The sequence below is a fragment of the Chryseobacterium sp. YR221 genome, from assembly GCF_900176315.1.
Taxonomy (GTDB): Bacteria; Bacteroidota; Bacteroidia; order Flavobacteriales; family Weeksellaceae; genus Chryseobacterium; species Chryseobacterium rhizosphaerae.
The window spans coordinates 212,921-230,677 of sequence record NZ_FWXM01000001.1 but is presented as its reverse complement, the minus strand read 5'-3'; the positions used below and the strand labels follow the sequence as shown (position 1 = coordinate 230,677).

The following is a 17,757-nucleotide window of genomic DNA, read 5'->3' as shown; positions in this document are numbered from 1 at the left end:
AAAAATACTTTTGAAGTTTTCGTCAAATAATCAGTAAAAATCTTTGCTCTTTTAGATTTAAAACTTATAACTTTGCAAAAATTTTCTGTTGAAAGATCTGCTTCTTATCACCCCACCTTTTACCCAACTCAATACTCCTTATCCCGCAACAGCTTATATCAAAGGATTTTTGAATACCAAAAATATTTCCAGTTATCAGCTTGATCTGGGAATTGATGTTATTTTAGAATTATTTTCAAGAGACGGGCTTCAAAAGGTTTTTGATAAAAAGATTGACCTTCCGACGACTACTGAAAATACACAGAGAATATTTGCTTTAAGAGAAGAATATTTAAAAACCATCGATCAGGTAATTTCTTTTTTACAGGGCAAAAATCCAACGTTAGCCAGACAGATCTGCAGCATGAATTTTCTACCTGAAGCTTCCCGTTTCAACCAACTGGATGATATGGATTTTGCTTTCGGAAATATGGGTTTACAGGATAAAGCTAAACATTTGGCTACCTTATATCTGGAAGATATCTCAGACTATATTATCGAAAATAATGATGCTGATTTCGGGTTTAGCAGATATGCGGAACGCCTGGGGAAAAGTGCGAATTCTTTTGACGAGCTCTATTCAAAATTAGCCGGCCCACAAACATTTATCGATGATTTTACATTAAAAATTCTTCAGGATAAAATAGAAAATATACAACCTAAACTGGTTTGTTTTTCAATACCTTTTCCCGGAAATTTATACTCTGCTTTTAAGTGCGCTCAGTTTATAAAAAAGAACTTTCCTCACATCAAAATCGCCATGGGAGGTGGATTTCCCAATACAGAATTAAGAGAGGTCAAAGACCAGAGAGTTTTTGAATTTTTTGATTTTATCACCTTAGATGATGGTGAACTTCCTATTGAGTTACTATGTCAAAGTGTATTGTATCCCACAGATGAATTGGAATATAAAAGAACTTTTTTACTTGAAAATCAAGAAGTTGTTTATAAAAACAATTCTAAAAGACATGATTATAAGCAGGCTGAAATTGGTACTCCGGATTATACCGATTTAAAATTAGATCAGTATATTTCTGTTATTGAAATCGCCAATCCCATGCACAGTTTATGGAGTGACGGGAGATGGAACAAACTGACAATGGCTCATGGATGTTACTGGGGTAAATGTACTTTCTGTGATATTTCTTTAGATTATATTAAAATCTATGAACCCATCTCTGCCAAAATTTTGGTAGACAGAATGGAAGAGCTCATCAAAACAACCGGCGAAACCGGTTTTCATTTTGTAGATGAAGCAGCTCCTCCAGCTTTAATGCGGGAAGTTGCCCTGGAAATTCTCAGAAGAAATCTTGTCGTAACATGGTGGACCAATATCCGTTTTGAGAAAAGTTTCACCAGTGATTTATGCTATCTCTTAAAATTATCAGGATGCGTTGCCGTTTCAGGAGGTCTTGAAGTCGCCAGTGATCGTCTGTTAAAATTAATTGATAAAGGAGTTTCTGTAGAGCAGGTTGCCAAAGTAACGAAAAATTTTACTGAAGCAGGAATCATGGTTCATGCCTATCTGATGTATGGCTACCCTACCCAAACTGTTCAGGAAACAATAGACTCACTGGAGATGATTCGTCAAATGTTTGAAATGGGAATTCTTCAAAGTGGATTCTGGCACCAGTTTGCAATGACTGCCCATTCACCTGTAGGAATCAATCCCGAAGATTTCGGAGTTATTCCGGTAAAACAGGAAATTCTATTCGCAAACAATGACATCGACTTTAAAGATAAAACAGGAATCGATCATAATAAATTCAGCTTCGGATTAAAAAAATCCCTCTTCAATTATATGCATGGAATTAATTTTGAAATTCCCCTTCAGGAATGGTTCGATTTTAAAATTCCAAGAACAACAATTCATCCTGACCATATTCATGACTGTCTTTTAGAAGATGACTCATTTTCTTTTAAAGGAAACTCAAAAATTGTATTTTTAACCAAAAATGTAATCGCTGAGAATCGCGTAAAAACAAAAAAGAAATATTCTGGTACGTACACATTAATTACATTCCATTTAAAAACCAATATTGTGAAGATCGAGCTGGAGCAAGATAAGGCAAACTGGTTACTGAATGTATTGGAGGAGAACTCTATAGAAAATCCAAAAAAGATTACAGCTCAACAACTTAAGAATCATTTTGAAGAAAATTTTGAGGATTTTGAACTATTCTGGTTTTCAAAACCTATGCAGCAACTAAAGGAAAATGGAGTGATTTTAAGTTTATAAAATTTTTTAGTTTTTTCTCAGGGATTTTAAAAATTCTACAGATTTTCCAATTGCCAATTAATTTTTGAAATTATTAACGAACGAACGAGCTAAATTCTTATTGGATACAACTTTTGCAGATCAAGCAGTTTTTTTATTACATGGTAAAAACGCTTAGTTTGTCATTCCGGAGGATCCAGATTATTTTTTTACAATAAGATTGAGATTCCTACGGAATGACAAAGACTCTGCTAGGTTTTGGATAAAGTACAATTTTTACTGAAGATAATACGCTCGCAAATTTTGTGGAGCATGCTGATCTTTTTTATTACATGATAAAACGCTTAGTTTGTCATTCCGGAGGAATCCAAATTCTATTTTCTTATAATAATGATATTGAGATTCCTACGGAATGACAAAGACTTCCATAGGTTTTGGATAAAGTACAATTTTTACTGAAGATAATACGCTCGCAAATTTTGCGGAGCATGCTGATCTTTTTTATTATACGATAAAAACCTATTTCTATTGAATGTTTTCTAATTAGATGTATCTTTTACAACAGGGCCAACAGATACTTTTTCCTGCGTTTTAATAAAATTGGGATCCATAATAGCCATGCGTTCTGCAAGTGCTTTATAGGTTGGGAATTTTAAAATAGAGGCTCTGCCAGACATTTCCCGGTAAATCGTAAAAGATTTACCGCCAGCACTTTTCAATTGCTTTGTAGTTGTAATATACCGTCCGATATATTTACTTTTGGCATCGTAGATTTCGATATCTATAAAGGTTTTATCCATGATGGTATCATCCGACCCGAAACTTACTGGTAAATTAGTAAAATACCCTACCGGAACACCATTACTTAGGATCTCGCCTACTTTATTGACCTCAATATTCAGCTTATCAATCTTTTTTCTGATGGCATAAGCTTCTTTTGTCTTACTGTCCAGCTTTCTTTTCGGCATGTTCGAAAACAGCTCATCGAGATTCTTTACATTGATCCCTTTATTATCAATTATTTTAAGACCATTCACGGAAGTATAAACGGCAGATTTTTCTTCCCCGGAAAATGCCGATGGTGAAATATAATCCAGTTCTATTACTTTATCCCTGTTATATACTCTATTAATTTCTATATAGCTGTCTCTCACAGAATCAACAATACTTTTATCTATAAATTTTATAGTATATAATGGTGTCTCCTTTAAATCCATAAAAGTATAATTACTGGATTTATTGGAGAGTTTTGCTACCGGGATTCCGTCTAAATTGATAATTCCTCTTTTGGTCTTAATATTCTGGGCATTGAGGAAAACTCCCAGAAGTGTAAAGAATATAATGATACTTTTCTTCATAGAACCAGCCTTTTACATAAAAAAAAAAAAGTGTAACACAAAGTTACACTTTCTTGAAAATATATTTAGCTTTTCATTTAATTATTCACAAAGGATAATTCCTTTATTATGATTAAATTCTACAACACCGCTTTTGATAGAATAAGAAAAAACAGAGTCTTTCTCATTTTCTTTAGCAAAGTTTTTAGCAAAAGCATCATCAATTGAATTAGCAAAAAGCTTTACTTTACCACCGACTAAAGAAGAAACAATTCCTGCGTGGTTTTGCATGATGTGAAATTCACCATTTTTTCCAGGCAACAATACTGAGTTTACTTCTCCTTCAAAAACTACGTATTCTGGTGTTAAAATTTTTATATTCATTTTAATTTAGATTTGAAGATTTCAGATTTCAGATTTCAGACAACCTTAAAGTCTCATGTCTAGTATCTGATATCTTTATGTCTAATTTATTAAGCGTTTTCAGCTAACATTTTTTGTCCTGCTTCGATAGCTTCTTCGATTGTTCCTTTCAAGTTGAAAGCAGCTTCTGGTAAGTGATCTAATTCACCATCCATAATCATGTTGAAACCTTTGATAGTATCTTTGATATCTACCAATGATCCAGGAATACCTGTAAACTGTTCTGCTACGTGGAAAGGCTGAGATAAGAATCTCTGAACTTTTCTTGCACGGTATACTACAGATTTATCTTCTTCAGAAAGTTCTTCCATACCAAGGATTGCAATGATATCTTGAAGCGCTTTATATCTTTGAAGAATTTCTTTTACTCTTTGAGCACAGTCATAATGTTCGTGACCGATAACTTCCGGAGCAAGGATTCTTGAAGTAGAAGCTAGAGGATCTACCGCTGGGTAAATACCTAATGAAGCAATCTTTCTGTCAAGTACCGTTGTTGCATCTAAGTGAGCAAACGTTGTTGCAGGAGCCGGGTCAGTTAAGTCATCCGCAGGTACGTATACCGCCTGTACTGAAGTAATTGAACCATTTTTAGTTGAAGTAATTCTTTCCTGCATCGCTCCCATCTCAGAAGCAAGAGTTGGTTGGTAACCTACCGCTGATGGCATACGACCAAGAAGTGCAGATACCTCAGAACCAGCCTGTGTAAAACGGAAGATGTTGTCTACGAAGAAAAGTACATCTCTACCTTGTCCGCTTTCACCACCATCTCTATAATACTCAGCCAATGTAAGACCAGAAAGTGCTACTCTAGCTCTTGCACCTGGCGGCTCGTTCATTTGTCCGAAAACGAATGCTGCTTTAGAATCTTTCATAGCTTCTAAGTCTACTTTAGAAAGATCCCAACCTCCGTTTTCCATAGAGTGCATGAAATCATCACCATACTTGATAATTCCTGATTCCAACATCTCTCTTAAAAGGTCATTTCCTTCTCTCGTTCTTTCACCTACTCCGGCAAAAACTGAAAGACCTCCGTGTCCTTTTGCAATATTGTTAATCAACTCCTGGATCAATACTGTTTTACCTACACCGGCACCACCGAACAAACCAATTTTACCTCCTTTTGCGTAAGGCTCAACTAAGTCGATTACTTTAATACCTGTAAATAAAACTTCTGCAGAAGTTGAAAGTTGATCAAATTTTGGAGCTTCTCTGTGAATTGGAAGTCCTCCCTCTTTAGAAATATTCTGAAGTCCGTCGATAGCATCACCAACAACGTTGAATAGTCTTCCGTTTACAGCCTCTCCGATTGGCATAGTAATAGGATTTCCGTATCCAATTACTTCTTGACCTCTCTTAAGACCATCAGTAGCGTCCATTGCGATACATCTTACTGTATCTTCGCCAATATGTTGTTCTACCTCTAAAACTACTTTTTCACCGTTTTCTTTTGTAATTTCTAACGCGTCATAGATGCTAGGAACAGATTCCACATCTGTGAAGACAACGTCGATTACCGGACCAATAATTTGAGAAATTTTACCTTTAATTTGGTTTGCCATTGCTAAATTTTTTCTTGGTGCAAATATAGTGATTCTTCATAAACCTACAATTGGTAAAAAAAAGATTTTTATCATGCTTTTTTCAGTCATGTAGCAATATAACATTTTAGTAATGTAACAATATTTATCATTGAAATTATTGATACACTGTTATATTGATAGATTGGCACATTATTTCTATATTTGCAGTCAAAATTTTTCCGTTTTGAAAGTTTTCAAAAATTTTACAGATTATTCTTCTCAAAAGCCTTTAGCATTGTCTTTAGGTATGTTTGACGGGGTACATCTTGGGCATAAAAGCATCATTGATGAATTGATAACAATAGGTACAGAAAACAATCTGGAAACAGCGATTCTTACTTTTTGGCCACATCCCAGGTTTATTTTTAATCCTAATGAAGATCTAAAGCTTCTGAATACATTAGAAGAAAAGAAGCAGCTTATTGAAAAATATGGTATTGCTCATTTATTCCTGAAAGAATTTGATGAAGAGTTCAGAAATTTAACCGGCGAAGAATTTGTGCGTCAGATTTTAATTGACAAACTCAATGTTAAGTACCTGATTATAGGTTACGACCATTCTTTCGGAAAAAATAAAAGCGGAAATTTTGAATTGCTTCAAAAATTATCCAAAGAACTGGATTTTGAGGTTGAACAAATGGAAGCAATCAATATTCACGAAAATAATATCAGTTCAACAAAAGTACGTAATGCTCTTTTAACCGGACACATTAAAGAAGCCAATGAAATGCTGGGGTACTCCTACTCTGTTTCCGGAACTGTAGTTCACGGAAAAAAGATCGGAAGAACCATTGGTTATCCCACAGCCAATATCGACACAGAATCAATCAAGCTATTACCTAAAAAAGGAGCTTATATTGTTGAAGTTGAAGTAAAAGGAAATCAATATAAAGGGATGTTGAGCGTTGGAACCAACCCAACGGTAAATGGAGAAAAGTTAACTGTTGAAGTGTATATCCTTGATTTTGACGGAGATATTTATGATGAGAAAATTACAGTCAGGTTCAGAGACTTCCTTCATGATGAAATCAAATTTGAAGGGCTGGAAAAACTGATTGAAAGACTGGATGAGGATAAAAGATTAACCGAAGAATTTAATTTTTAAAATAAAAACTGTTTCATATAATGTGCATGAAACAGTTTAATAGATTTTATTTTAGTATTTTTAAATAGACCTTTTGTGGTTCACCGTTCAATTTCACATTGGGAAATTCTTTATCATGGTCTATATAGATATCTCTTTTTTCACCCGCTTTACCGTTTCCGTCAGAATCCCATTCTATTGAGACATAATATTTCATATTTTCTGCAGCTTTAGGATCAATACGGCTTGCAGCATCTTTAGGTATAGGCAGGTCAATAGTGAAAGGAACCGATGTTTGCTCATACTCTTTTTCTGTAATTAATGTAGCGGGAGCATCAGCTAAAAGTGGATCATGGGCATATAAACTCACCTTCAATTTTGGGTTTTTGATGGTAAAATGATCTGTACCCGTAAATTCTAATTTTAAGTTTTCCTGATTCTCAGACGGATTTGATTTTTCAGATTTTGCCTCAGTATTCTCAGAAAGAGGTTTCTTATCACTCTTATTACAACTGAATAGTGTAACGGATAATACTCCTGCAGCCATTAGTAATGTAAGATTTTTTTTCATTTAAATTTTATTTTGTGAATATGATTTTCAAGTATTTACTGGGAAGCAGACAACAAAATGCATGCCTTAAAAAAAATATTGGACACCTTATTCTCCGTCTTATAAAGACTCATTAATTGCATTCTGAGCCTTCTTGGTTAAAGATTTAAACACCAATTCATAGGAATGATCTATTAACTTCAAGATGAGTTCTCTTTTTAAGCCATCTAGTGAAACGGAATTCCAATGGGTTTTATTCATATGATAAGCTCCTGTAATCTGAGGATATTGCTCACGAAGCTCTGCACTCCACTCAGGATCTGTTTTCACATTAATGGCTAATGGCTGTCTTTCAAGTCCCATAAGCAGAAACATTTTAGTGTCCACTTTCATCACAAGAGTTTCGTTATCAAAGGGAAAACTTTCCGTAACTGCTTTTTTGGCAAGACAATAGTCTAAAATTTCGTTGGCATCCATGTTTTTCGTTTATAGGTAGCAATATAATAAAAATGATGATGTTCTGAGATGTTATTTAATAACATAAAAAATGTATAAACTTTAAATCAAATTTAGTAAATTTAAGAAAGGAAAATACCATCACCTCAAAATAGATTGTTATGAAAGCTCTAGTAATCGGTGCTACAGGCGCTACAGGAAAAGATTTAGTCAATCAGTTACTCAATGACAAGGATTTTGAGGAAGTGGATATTTTTGTAAGAAAACCTGTTGATATTGAAAATGAAAGGCTTAAAGTTCATGTCGTCAATTTTGAAAAACCTGAGGAATGGAAAGAAATGGTGAAAGGAGATGTTGCATTTTCCTGTCTGGGAACTACTTTAAAGGATGCAGGAAGCAAGGAAGCCCAGAAAAAGGTAGATTTTGATTATCAGTATGAATTTGCCAAGGCAGCCAAAGAAAATAATGTAGAGGATTATATTTTGGTTTCTGCTTATGGAGCTAGTCCTAAGTCTAAAATCTTCTATTCCAAAATGAAAGGAGAGCTCGAAGAAGCTGTAAGGCAATTACATTTCAATAAAATCACCATTTTTAAACCCGGAATGCTTGAAAGAAAAAACTCTGGAAGAGCGGGAGAAGTCTTGGGCAGCAGAATTATAAAGTTCGCTAATAAACTTGGATTATTGGAAAGCCAAAAGCCCTTGCCTACGGATATTCTGGCAAAGGCAATGATTAATTCTTCAAAGATTAAAAGTAATGGGTACTCCAGTATAAAACTGGGTAATATTTTTTGTTTCGCAGAGAAAACTAATGAATAGCGATTATTAATTGAGGAGCCTTACGCATTATTTTGTCGTTTTACTCTTCATCTTTTGCCCCAATTTTTCATATTCAATGTCGTTAGGTTCCCAAAGCTCTATTTTATTTCCTTCAGGATCCATGATATGAACAAACTTACCGTATTCATAGGTCTCCATTTTATCAACGATTGTTACATTTTCTTTTTGAAGTTCTTCCACGAGTTTTTCAAGATTTTCTACCCTGTAATTAATCATAAAGTCTTTTTCCGAAGGTTGAAAATATTTAGTTTTTTCATTGAAAGGACTCCATTGACTAAATCCTTTTTTAGAGTTATCAGCTCCCTGATACCACTCAAAAACAGTTCCATATTCATTGGTTTCAAAACCCAAATGCTCTTTGTACCAGTCTCTCATTTTTTTAGGATCTTTGGATTTAAAAAAGATTCCGCCGATACCGGTCACTCTTTTCATATGATCAGATGTATTTTCTGTACCTGCTTTAAATGCAAATCCTAACATAAAGGAAGCCAGGATAGAAATGGTAAAGATTATTTTTTTCATGGAGGTATAAATTTATTTTAAAATAAAAAAAGTGGATGTTAACTCAACATCCACCTTGTAAAAATATACTTTTTTATCTTTATTTCAGATACTTTGTAATAGCATCATCTGTAGGTTTTGTAGTACTTACAAAAGTATCTACTAACTTTCCATTTTCATCAATTAAGAATTTTGTGAAGTTCCAGAGAATACTTGTATTTTTCACTCCATTTAATTCTTTTTCTGTCAAATATTTAAAGATAGGCGCCGTATCATCTCCTTTTACAGAAACTTTTGCTGCCAATGGAAAAGTTACTCCATAATTTTTCTGGCAGAAAGCACCGATTTCCGTATTGGTTCCCGGTTCCTGACCTCCAAAATTATTGGCAGGAAAACCTACGATTACCAATTTATCTTTGTACTGCTCATATACTTTTTCCAGATCCGCATACTGTGGGGTAAAACCACATTCTGAAGCTGTATTGACAATAAGGATTTTTTTTCCTTTGAAATCTGCAAAATTAATTTCTTTGCCATCCAGACTTTCTACTTTGAAGTCATATATTGTTTTTCCCATAAGTTCTTTGGTTTTAGCTTGAGAAAGTTCGCTTTTTTGATTCGTGCAGCTTTGCAGAAATGCTATAAAAGAAAGCATTAGTAAAAAAATATTTTTCATTTTTTATAGATTTTTTTGCAGCTAAACTGCGTTAATTTAAAACTTAAAAATATTAGCAGGAAAAACTTTGTTGATATCAATTTTATTGAGCAACATCACATAATCGCCATCTTTTTTAGAACTTGAAGATTCTATTCTGAATGGCATTGTAAGATTTCCTACTTTTTTATAATCTGAATATACCATCGTTTCATCTTTCTTAACTTCTTTTAGAAGCATATAAGTTTTTGCATCAAAATAATACATATTCTTATTGACATTCTTTGTAAGCTCAACTTTATGACAGTAGATCTCTCCTACTTTTTCTTTTCCCAGGTATTTAGCATCAAAACCTTTGCTTTCCCAATCAATGAAATCATTATCAAAACTTTCAGAAACATATTCAGGATATTCCTGAAGTTTGTTGGTCGCATAGTTCATTGCATACCCTTTATTCCCATCAAACCCTTCTATTGCCGTATCTTTTCCGTTGATGGTAATCACTGTTTTGGTGAGATTTGGGCGCTGTTGATAAATCTTTATAGCATATTCATCTTTAATTCCCAAAACTACTTTTCCCTGAAGCAACACTGAGTTTAAAAGTTTCCAATTGGTTAATCCTCCGGACAATTCAATGTTTTTATCTATAATTTCTTTTGCGGTCTGCGCAAAAGTAAAATGCGAGAATATCAGGGCAAATACAAAAAGTAATTTCTTCATTAATTTTATTTATAAATTCAAATATAAGGGGATTTGACCGAAAAAGCAAGAAGCCCAATAAAGCAGAGAAAGTGAATCAACTCATTGGAAATTCACTAATCCGCTGGTTTTCTTTATTCATTTTTCAAATGACTCGATTCTCAAATTTTAAATTAATTTTCTCGCTTTTTCCAAATCTTCAGGAGTATCAATGCCTACTCCAATGAAGTTGGTTTCTATCATTTTAATCTTCATTCCGTATTCAAGATAACGGATACATTCAATTTTTTCTGATATTTCAAGAGGTTTCATCTCCAGTTTTGAAAACTGCAGCAGCGCTTCTTTCCGGAATGCATATACTCCGATATGTTTAAAATAATCTATGTGATAAGAAATTTCTCTGTGAAAAGGAATTACAGATCGGCTGAAATACAAAGCAAAACCTTTATTATCTGTAATTACCTTTACATTATTGGGATTTTCAATTTCCTCTTTTTCCCGTAATTTTATTTTTAAAGATGCTAATGAGATTTCATGCTGATCATCATTTTTAAAGACCTCGATCAATTGCTGTAAAGGTTCCAGTTTTAGGAAAGGTTCATCACCCTGGACATTGATTACAATATCGCAATCAATAGCCTGTACTGCTTCTGCAATACGGTCGCTTCCCGTCTCATGCTGTCCTGTCATTACAGCTTTTCCTCCATTTTTTACAATTTCATCAAGGATAATTTGAGAATCCGTTGCTACAAATACCTCATCAAACAGACCTGTCTCCACAACATTCTGATAAGTTGTGGTAATAACGGTTTTTTCTCCTAAATTCTGCATTAATTTTCCCGGAAAGCGGCTTGCTTCATATCGGGCAGGAATGACAGCGATTATTTTCATTAAGTAAACAATTAAGTATTATTAAGAAGTTAACATCTCCCTTCTCAAGGAGGAAGAATAATAGTTTATATTCTGATCAAAAGTAATAAAAAACTTTCTTATGGCACTGTTTTTATGCAATAACTCAGCTTTATTAAATCAAAAAGAAACTTTCACTCCTACCATATTATATTCCCATTGGCGAGATGCAAGAAAATCGAGTTTATATCTTGTATTTTTAGCATGAGGATCCGAAACCGTAAATCTGCTTCTTGAAATTGTTTTTCCGATGAAATAGCCCATCAATAAGGCTAAAGGATAATCTGAGGCCCAGTGAACCTTACTCTGCATCATTTGAAAACATAACGCTCCTGCTAATGTATATCCTACAGGCTTTATCCATTTTGCATCGGGATAATTGTCTGCAATAACCGTTAACCCGGCCATAAATGTCGTTAAATGCCCGGATGGCATAGCATCATAGTTTGAGGTATATTTTCCAAATGCTGAAAAACTTGGAAATGGATTCCAGGCACCTCCTTTATTGCCATTGGCTTCCGCTATAAATGGGCTCTCTCTTCCGGTAACTCTTTTGATTGTTTGGGTAAAGACTCCTGAGAGGATTAAACTTTCCATTAACCCGCTTGCCGTAGCCTGGGCCCGGTAATCATTTTTGATTACACCATAGACTCCAAAACCAATCCCTGCCAATACTACCGTAGACCCATTTCCTATCAGGTATAAGGTAGATCCAATATCTTTAGGAATTTTGAAAACACCCCCTACTTTGCTGTAGGTATTATCTTCGCTCATCCCCCATTTCTCAGCAATTTCTCTCGAATTATCCGTTAATTTCTGATCCACAGGTATCAGAATCAGGGTTGCTGCAAGTGCACCCCCTAAGTAATAGGCATGATCTTTTGCGACAAAGTCTTTATTGGTATTGATAAAGTTTCGGGGTAATTTGGTTACAAAATCCAGCAGTTTAGGTTTTGGATAGGTTCTGACAGAACCGTCTTTTAAAGTATACGTTTGAACTTTTGCCCGTTCTTCAGGTAATTCCTGAATTTTTAAAGTATCAACCTCTTGTGAGCACACCCATATTGACGCCGGTAGCAACAGAAATCTCAGTTTTTTCATCCTTGTTATTTTCAAGCCTATTTTATTCTTATAAAGCCCCCCAAAGGTAATCCCAAGTCCGTTTTAAGCAAAATGTTTACTTAATTTTTAATATTTATTTAATTTTTTTCTATAAAATAAATAATCGATATTAATTCATGTATTTAATCAAATAAATAATTCCGTACATCCATGAGACGTACGGAATTATTTTTTAGTTATGGGTTATGAGTTATAAATTTTTACTTTTTGTTGTCAATATAATACTTCGTATTATTTTTAAAATTTCTGAAGCCTGATTTCTTACATCTTCAAATTCTTCTTTAGAAATATACTCTGTAGTAAATAAGAGCTCCAGCCAATATATTGTTTTATCACATTCCTTTTGAGAAATTGAGAGTTTATGAATAAAATCCCTTTTACTCTGACCATTCAAAGCTTCTCTAATATTTGCTCCAACAGAAGTTTCACTTATAACTTATAACTTATAACTTATTTTAAAGCATTCAATGCATTTTCCAGTTTTGGAAGCATCACTTTAATTTCATCAATGGCAAGCCCTCCTACAGAAGCACGGAACCAAGGTTCAGATTTTTCTTCTCCAAATGCTGAGAATGGCACCAAAGCAACCCCGGCATCATTGATTAGGTAGAATACAAGATCAGAAGAGTTTTCAATAACTTCTCCATCCGGTTTTGTTTTTCCGATATAATCTAATTTAATGGTAAGATAAAGTGCTCCCATCGGCTCAATACTGTCTACAGCCAGTCCTTTTCCTTTTAAATCCTGGATTCCCCCATGAAGAACTTTTAAACTGTTTTCAAGCTTCCCTTTGAAATCTTCCACGAAAACATTTACATTTGCCGGGTTTTCATAGAATTTAGCAGTCGCTTCCTGTTCTGGTTTTGGTGCCCAGGCTCCCACGTGTGTAAGAAGTGCTTTCATTTTATCAATAATATGAGCTGGTCCGAATCCCCATCCCACACGTACTCCTGTTGCAGCAAGGCATTTAGAGATACCATCGATATAGATTGTATATTCTTTCAATTCCGGGAAAAGAGAAACCGGATCTACATGCTCAGCTCCAAAAGTAAGGTTAGAATAGATTTGGTCATACATCAGGTATAACGGTTTTTCATCTGCTCCTCTCTTCTTGTTTTCAGCAATCACCAATTCACAGATCTCTGAAAGCTGCTCTCTTGTAAACATTGTTCCGGTAGGATTCAATGGCGAGCAAAGTGCCAGTAAAACGGCCCCATCCAAATGAGGTTTTAAATCCTCTGCAGTAGGAAGGAAGTTGGTTTCAGGTTTTGTTTTTACCTCCACAGCATTGGCAGAAGTAAGATACGCATAATGGTTGTTGTTCCATGAAGGAGTTGGATAAACGATTTTATCACCTTCATCTACGATGGTTTTGTAAACGGCATAGATCAAAGGTCTTGAGCCTGCGGTGATCAAAATATCGTTAGGCGCATAATCCAGATTCCATCTGGTTTTCAAATCTTTGGAAACTTCTTTTCTTAAAGATAAAAGTCCGTTTGCAGGTGGATAATTCGTCAGATTATTCTGATAGGCTTTCTGAATTTCTTCCTTCAGCAATGCTGGAATAGGATAGATATTAGAATTCAGGTCACCAATAGTAAGATTGGCAATTTCTGCTCCTTTTGCTTTTAGATCATTTACTTCGTTACCAATTTTTACAATTTCAGAACCGATCAGGTTCGCTGCTAATTTTGAAACTTTCACTTTTATTCTTATTTAAAATTTACTAATATTATCTTCTTAAATTGAGCTTCTCACCTATCTGATCCTCAGGGGTATGAGCATCATAAGCGGCTATTAGTTCTTTAGTTTTTTTTGCGGTCCTGGAGTTAGGGTATTTTTTGATAATTCTGTTGTATTCTTCCATTTTGTCATCAAAAATTTTTCCTTCTTCACTGTCATAAATCAAATCACTATCCATTCCCAAAAGATAATCTGATAAATAACTATAATAATTATCTGTTATTGATTTGATTAATTGACTTTTAGGATATTTATTCATTAAATTTTCCCAAACGATCAACCGGTCTCCCAATTCTTCCCAGGTTATCATCAGACCTCCGTTTATAGCGTAATTTTCCTTATTATCTTTTGCCATCTGTGAGATGTAGGCAGCATAATCAGGCGTTACCTTATTCTTAAAAACAGACTCATAATATCCTGGCAATGAATGAATTTCGGTAAACCCTTCTCCCATTTCACGGAACTCAAGACCTGCTTTATTCAGTTCGGCAGCCATTTTCTTTATATTATCCGGCAGATTATAGGTATCCGGTCCTGTATGATAATCAACATACTTATCGAGTATCTCAGTTTGAGAATCATTAAAACAATCCGTGTATTTGTCTCTGATTTTCACATAATCTTCATACACTTTATTGTTCTGCTCCGGGCTGTTTCCTGCAATCTCTTTGTCTACTTTAGTACGATACCATTGTAAAGCTGTAATATAATCCTCAGTCTTATTTTCTGAAGAACATGCTGTATCAATCGGTTTATACTGATCTGCGGGGGCTTCGTTTTTTGCAATCGAATCGTTTACCGGCTTTATATCAGAAACTGCAGTCTCTTTCTTACAGGAAACTACAGCTGCCGACACCAAGCAAACTGCTATAATTTTTCTTATCATTTGCTGTCAATGGGATATTATTCCAGTTTTAAATCTGTTTTAACGGCTCCAATTTTAGCTTCTAATGATGTTAATTTGTCTCTGAAATCTGCTTCTGAAGTAACAGAATCTTTTACTGAAACATAAAACTTAATCTTCGGTTCTGTACCTGAAGGTCTTACACATACTTTTGTTCCATCCTGGGTGTAATAGATCAATACGTTAGACTTTGGAATATCATTCATCACCGTTTTCTCATTCTTTGAAACGTTAAAACTGGTCTGCTCCTTAAAGTCTTTAACTTCTTCCACTAATGAACCTGCTAATTCTTTTGGAGGATTTTCACGGAAGTTTTTCATCATATTCTGAATCTCTTCAGCTCCTTCTTTTCCTTTTCTTACGATGTTTACCAACCCTTCATAGTACATTCCAAGATCCTGATAAATCTCAATCATGTATTGATACATTGTTTTTCCATTCGCTTTGCACCATGCAGCAATTTCACAGGCTACAAGGATACTTCCACAAGAATCTTTATCACGTACGAAATCTCCTGTCATGAATCCGAAACTTTCTTCACCACCACACACAAATTTCTGTGTTCCTTCTGCTTCACGGATCATTTTTCCGATCCATTTGAATCCTGTAAGACCTACTTTGCATTCTACACCGAATTTCTGAGCGATATCAAAGAAGATATCCGAAGTTACAATGGTAGACCCGATGAATTCTTTCCCGGTAATTCTTCCCTGTTTTCTCCATTCATTTAAGATATAGTAAGTAAGGATTGTATTGGTTTGGTTTCCATTCAGCAGCTGCATTTCACCGTCAAGGTTTCTCACGGCAATTCCAAGTCTGTCACCATCCGGGTCTGTTCCGATCACAATATCAGCGTTGGTAATTCTCGCCAGATCCATTGCCATTTCCAAAGCTGCCGGTTCTTCAGGGTTTGGAGAATCTACGGTTGGGAAATTAGGGCTTGGAATCATCTGCTCTTTAACAAGATCTATTTTTTTAAATCCTGCTTTTTCCAAAGCTTTTGGAACGGTGGTATATGTTGTTCCGTGGATAGAAGTGAAAACAATATTTAAATTTTCTTTTCCCACGTTCTGATACGTAGAGTTTTCAATACATGCATCGATATAAACATCATCCTGCTCCTCACCGATCCATTCGATCAGATCATCATTTCCATTGAATTTAATTTCGTCAAACTTCACAGAATATACTTCATTGATAATAGCTTCATCATGTGGCGGAACAATCTGCGCTCCGTCATTCCAGTATACTTTATACCCATTATATTCTGGTGGGTTATGAGATGCTGTCAGCACAATTCCCCCATTACAGTTTTTATCACGAACAGTAAAAGATAGTTCGGGAGTAGGTCTGTGATCTTTGAAAAGCAGCACTTTAATTCCATTGGCAGTCAAAACATCAGCAACCAATTTTCCGAATTCTTTTGAGTTGTGACGAACATCATAAGCAATTGCCACTTTAATTTCCTCTCCTTTGAACTGCTTTAGCATATAGTTGGCAAGCCCTTGAGTAGCCTGTCCCAGTGTATATTTATTTAAGCGATTGGTTCCTACGCCCATAATGCCACGCATCCCTCCTGTTCCAAATTCCAGCTCTCTGTAAAAAGAATCTTCAAGATCAGGCGAATTGCTATCAATCAGTGATTGTACTGCATCTCTTGTTTCTTTATCGAATGTATCATTTAACCAAAGTTGCGCTTTTTCTAATGTTGTCATATTTATGTCTAATTTTTTTAAGCTAGAAGAGGGAAGCTGGAGGCAGGAAGTTATATTATGCCTGGCTTCAAAATTCCGGCTTTGTTTTTATTTATTTAATTTTTTATGCTTGGAGGAAAAATTTTCAATATGGAAAACAAGAAGTTTAAAAAACTACCATTACTCCCATCTTCCAGCTTCTGCCCTCCAGCTACAATTACTCTAATTTTTTATTCTCAACTTTCGTTGTCTTATCAATTTTAAAGGCTCTGATCGGATCGTTATAATAGATGAATTTTGCGGTATTCTGCACATGTCCTTTTAAAGAGTCTTTTACATTCACTTCAGCATAATTTCCATTTTTAGAATCAATATTCAGATTGGTAATTTTCCAGTAAGGAGCAATTAAACTTGCTGTATCTGAAATTTTAATCACCGCTTCTTTGGTCAATCCTAAAAAGTTGGCTCTACTTCTGTTATGCATTTCCACTTCAGCCCTTCTTGTATTGACAGATCCCATAAAAGTAGCATTATTTTTCATGCTAAGTCTGAAATTATCTGTCTTTATTTCACTTGAAATATTCATTTCTACAGAATCAGAAACAGCTACTTTTTCAAGATTGTATTTTGAATAAATGGTCACATTATAAAAATCTACACCTTTTGTACCTCTCTTTTCTTTGATGGTAAGTGTTTTATTGTTTACATCCACATCAAGATTACTGGCTACATTGGGATAGGTTTCTATTTCTACAAAATTTTTCGGGCCTCTGGCATAAAACACCCTGAATTTTCCTTCCAAATCCAGATTGACAAACTCTGAAACCTCCACATCCTTCTTCTCAATATTTCCTTTTGGAGAAACTTTCCCACAGGAAACTACTGCTACCAGCATCAATGTGTACAATACTTTCTTCATATTTATTTTTAAAATATTCTATATATTAATGGTAATGATCAGGCATGATCATTCTTACTGAAATTTCCTGAGGTTATTTTCATAC

General features: G+C 34.8%; 18 protein-coding genes. 3 read left to right on the top strand and 15 right to left on the bottom strand.

Annotated elements, in window-relative coordinates; translation table 11 throughout:
- Positions 1 to 88 precede the first annotated feature (88 nt).
- A complete protein-coding gene (locus tag B8967_RS01085) occupies positions 89 to 2,278 on the top strand; it encodes a B12-binding domain-containing radical SAM protein (RefSeq protein WP_084083955.1) in 2,190 nt (729 codons plus the stop codon).
- Between the two features lie 518 nt (positions 2,279 to 2,796).
- On the opposite strand, the gene B8967_RS01080 is transcribed toward B8967_RS01085, so the two are convergent.
- From B8967_RS01080 to atpD, 3 genes are all read right to left on the bottom strand, one after another.
- Positions 2,797 to 3,615, bottom strand: a complete 819-nt coding sequence (locus B8967_RS01080; RefSeq protein WP_047495750.1) for a hypothetical protein — start codon at positions 3,613 to 3,615, stop codon at positions 2,797 to 2,799.
- 81 nt (positions 3,616 to 3,696) lie between these two features.
- Complete coding sequence (locus B8967_RS01075; RefSeq protein ID WP_047495753.1) at positions 3,697 to 3,978, bottom strand: FoF1 ATP synthase subunit delta/epsilon; 282 nt, start codon at positions 3,976 to 3,978, stop codon at positions 3,697 to 3,699.
- Positions 3,979 to 4,067: 89 nt separating this feature from the next.
- On the bottom strand, positions 4,068 to 5,576 hold the full coding sequence (atpD, locus tag B8967_RS01070) for a F0F1 ATP synthase subunit beta (RefSeq protein ID WP_047495756.1): 1,509 nt from the start codon (positions 5,574 to 5,576) through the stop codon (positions 4,068 to 4,070).
- Between the two features lie 205 nt (positions 5,577 to 5,781).
- Here atpD and B8967_RS01065 point away from each other — a divergent pair, with 205 nt between their 5' ends.
- A complete protein-coding gene (locus B8967_RS01065; protein ID WP_047495759.1) occupies positions 5,782 to 6,702 on the top strand; it encodes a bifunctional riboflavin kinase/FAD synthetase in 921 nt (306 codons plus the stop codon).
- A gap of 46 nt (positions 6,703 to 6,748) precedes the next feature.
- Here the strand turns inward: B8967_RS01065 and B8967_RS01060 are convergent, their stop codons facing one another.
- Positions 6,749 to 7,252, bottom strand: coding sequence for a hypothetical protein (locus B8967_RS01060; RefSeq protein WP_228405964.1), 504 nt, complete (start codon positions 7,250 to 7,252; stop codon positions 6,749 to 6,751).
- A gap of 99 nt (positions 7,253 to 7,351) precedes the next feature.
- Positions 7,352 to 7,708, bottom strand: coding sequence for an MmcQ/YjbR family DNA-binding protein (locus B8967_RS01055; protein ID WP_047495765.1), 357 nt, complete (start codon positions 7,706 to 7,708; stop codon positions 7,352 to 7,354).
- Between the two features lie 140 nt (positions 7,709 to 7,848).
- Between B8967_RS01055 and B8967_RS01050 the strand changes: the two genes are divergently transcribed.
- Positions 7,849 to 8,505, top strand: coding sequence for an NAD(P)H-binding protein (locus B8967_RS01050; protein WP_047495768.1), 657 nt, complete (start codon positions 7,849 to 7,851; stop codon positions 8,503 to 8,505).
- Between the two features lie 27 nt (positions 8,506 to 8,532).
- Here the strand turns inward: B8967_RS01050 and B8967_RS01045 are convergent, their stop codons facing one another.
- From B8967_RS01045 to B8967_RS00995, 10 genes are all read right to left on the bottom strand, one after another.
- Positions 8,533 to 9,048: a VOC family protein gene (locus tag B8967_RS01045; RefSeq protein WP_307724827.1), complete on the bottom strand. Its 516-nt coding sequence runs from the start codon at positions 9,046 to 9,048 to the stop codon at positions 8,533 to 8,535.
- A 79-nt stretch (positions 9,049 to 9,127) separates the two neighbouring features.
- The gene (locus tag B8967_RS01040; RefSeq protein ID WP_084083954.1) at positions 9,128 to 9,703 is read right to left on the bottom strand and encodes a glutathione peroxidase; all 576 of its coding nucleotides are present in this window, start codon (positions 9,701 to 9,703) and stop codon (positions 9,128 to 9,130) included.
- A gap of 36 nt (positions 9,704 to 9,739) precedes the next feature.
- The gene (locus tag B8967_RS01035; RefSeq protein WP_047495774.1) at positions 9,740 to 10,402 is read right to left on the bottom strand and encodes a histidine kinase; all 663 of its coding nucleotides are present in this window, start codon (positions 10,400 to 10,402) and stop codon (positions 9,740 to 9,742) included.
- Between the two features lie 147 nt (positions 10,403 to 10,549).
- Positions 10,550 to 11,272, bottom strand: coding sequence for a 3-deoxy-manno-octulosonate cytidylyltransferase (gene kdsB, locus B8967_RS01030; RefSeq protein WP_047495777.1), 723 nt, complete (start codon positions 11,270 to 11,272; stop codon positions 10,550 to 10,552).
- A gap of 138 nt (positions 11,273 to 11,410) precedes the next feature.
- Entirely contained in the window at positions 11,411 to 12,391 is a 981-nt protein-coding gene (locus tag B8967_RS01025) for a phosphatase PAP2 family protein (protein ID WP_084083953.1), read from the bottom strand.
- Between the two features lie 211 nt (positions 12,392 to 12,602).
- Positions 12,603 to 12,845, bottom strand: coding sequence for a four helix bundle protein (locus B8967_RS01020; protein WP_084083951.1), 243 nt, complete (start codon positions 12,843 to 12,845; stop codon positions 12,603 to 12,605).
- A 17-nt stretch (positions 12,846 to 12,862) separates the two neighbouring features.
- The gene (locus B8967_RS01015) at positions 12,863 to 14,116 is read right to left on the bottom strand and encodes a pyridoxal phosphate-dependent aminotransferase (RefSeq protein WP_084083950.1); all 1,254 of its coding nucleotides are present in this window, start codon (positions 14,114 to 14,116) and stop codon (positions 12,863 to 12,865) included.
- 28 nt (positions 14,117 to 14,144) lie between these two features.
- Positions 14,145 to 15,041 (bottom strand): hypothetical protein, encoded by an 897-nt coding sequence (locus B8967_RS01010; RefSeq protein WP_143330439.1) that lies wholly within the window; start codon positions 15,039 to 15,041, stop codon positions 14,145 to 14,147.
- 17 nt (positions 15,042 to 15,058) lie between these two features.
- Positions 15,059 to 16,774: a phospho-sugar mutase gene (locus B8967_RS01005; RefSeq protein WP_084083947.1), complete on the bottom strand. Its 1,716-nt coding sequence runs from the start codon at positions 16,772 to 16,774 to the stop codon at positions 15,059 to 15,061.
- A 196-nt stretch (positions 16,775 to 16,970) separates the two neighbouring features.
- The gene (locus B8967_RS00995; RefSeq protein ID WP_047495796.1) at positions 16,971 to 17,672 is read right to left on the bottom strand and encodes a GIN domain-containing protein; all 702 of its coding nucleotides are present in this window, start codon (positions 17,670 to 17,672) and stop codon (positions 16,971 to 16,973) included.
- Positions 17,673 to 17,757: the final 85 nt, after the last annotated feature.

Coding starts and splice junctions, on each gene's coding strand:
- B8967_RS01050 (WP_047495768.1), top strand. CDS start 7,849: ATGAAAGCTCTAGTAATCGGTGCTACAGGCGCTACAGGAAAAGATTTA.
- B8967_RS01045 (WP_307724827.1), bottom strand. CDS start 9,048: ATGAAAAAAATAATCTTTACCATTTCTATCCTGGCTTCCTTTATGTTA.
- B8967_RS01060 (WP_228405964.1), bottom strand. CDS start 7,252: ATGAAAAAAAATCTTACATTACTAATGGCTGCAGGAGTATTATCCGTT.
- B8967_RS01010 (WP_143330439.1), bottom strand. CDS start 15,041: ATGATAAGAAAAATTATAGCAGTTTGCTTGGTGTCGGCAGCTGTAGTT.
- B8967_RS01040 (WP_084083954.1), bottom strand. CDS start 9,703: ATGAAAAATATTTTTTTACTAATGCTTTCTTTTATAGCATTTCTGCAA.
- B8967_RS01055 (WP_047495765.1), bottom strand. CDS start 7,708: ATGGATGCCAACGAAATTTTAGACTATTGTCTTGCCAAAAAAGCAGTT.
- B8967_RS01080 (WP_047495750.1), bottom strand. CDS start 3,615: ATGAAGAAAAGTATCATTATATTCTTTACACTTCTGGGAGTTTTCCTC.
- B8967_RS01005 (WP_084083947.1), bottom strand. CDS start 16,774: ATGACAACATTAGAAAAAGCGCAACTTTGGTTAAATGATACATTCGAT.
- B8967_RS01075 (WP_047495753.1), bottom strand. CDS start 3,978: ATGAATATAAAAATTTTAACACCAGAATACGTAGTTTTTGAAGGAGAA.
- atpD (WP_047495756.1), bottom strand. CDS start 5,576: ATGGCAAACCAAATTAAAGGTAAAATTTCTCAAATTATTGGTCCGGTA.
- B8967_RS01035 (WP_047495774.1), bottom strand. CDS start 10,402: ATGAAGAAATTACTTTTTGTATTTGCCCTGATATTCTCGCATTTTACT.
- B8967_RS00995 (WP_047495796.1), bottom strand. CDS start 17,672: ATGAAGAAAGTATTGTACACATTGATGCTGGTAGCAGTAGTTTCCTGT.
- B8967_RS01025 (WP_084083953.1), bottom strand. CDS start 12,391: ATGAAAAAACTGAGATTTCTGTTGCTACCGGCGTCAATATGGGTGTGC.
- kdsB (WP_047495777.1), bottom strand. CDS start 11,272: ATGAAAATAATCGCTGTCATTCCTGCCCGATATGAAGCAAGCCGCTTT.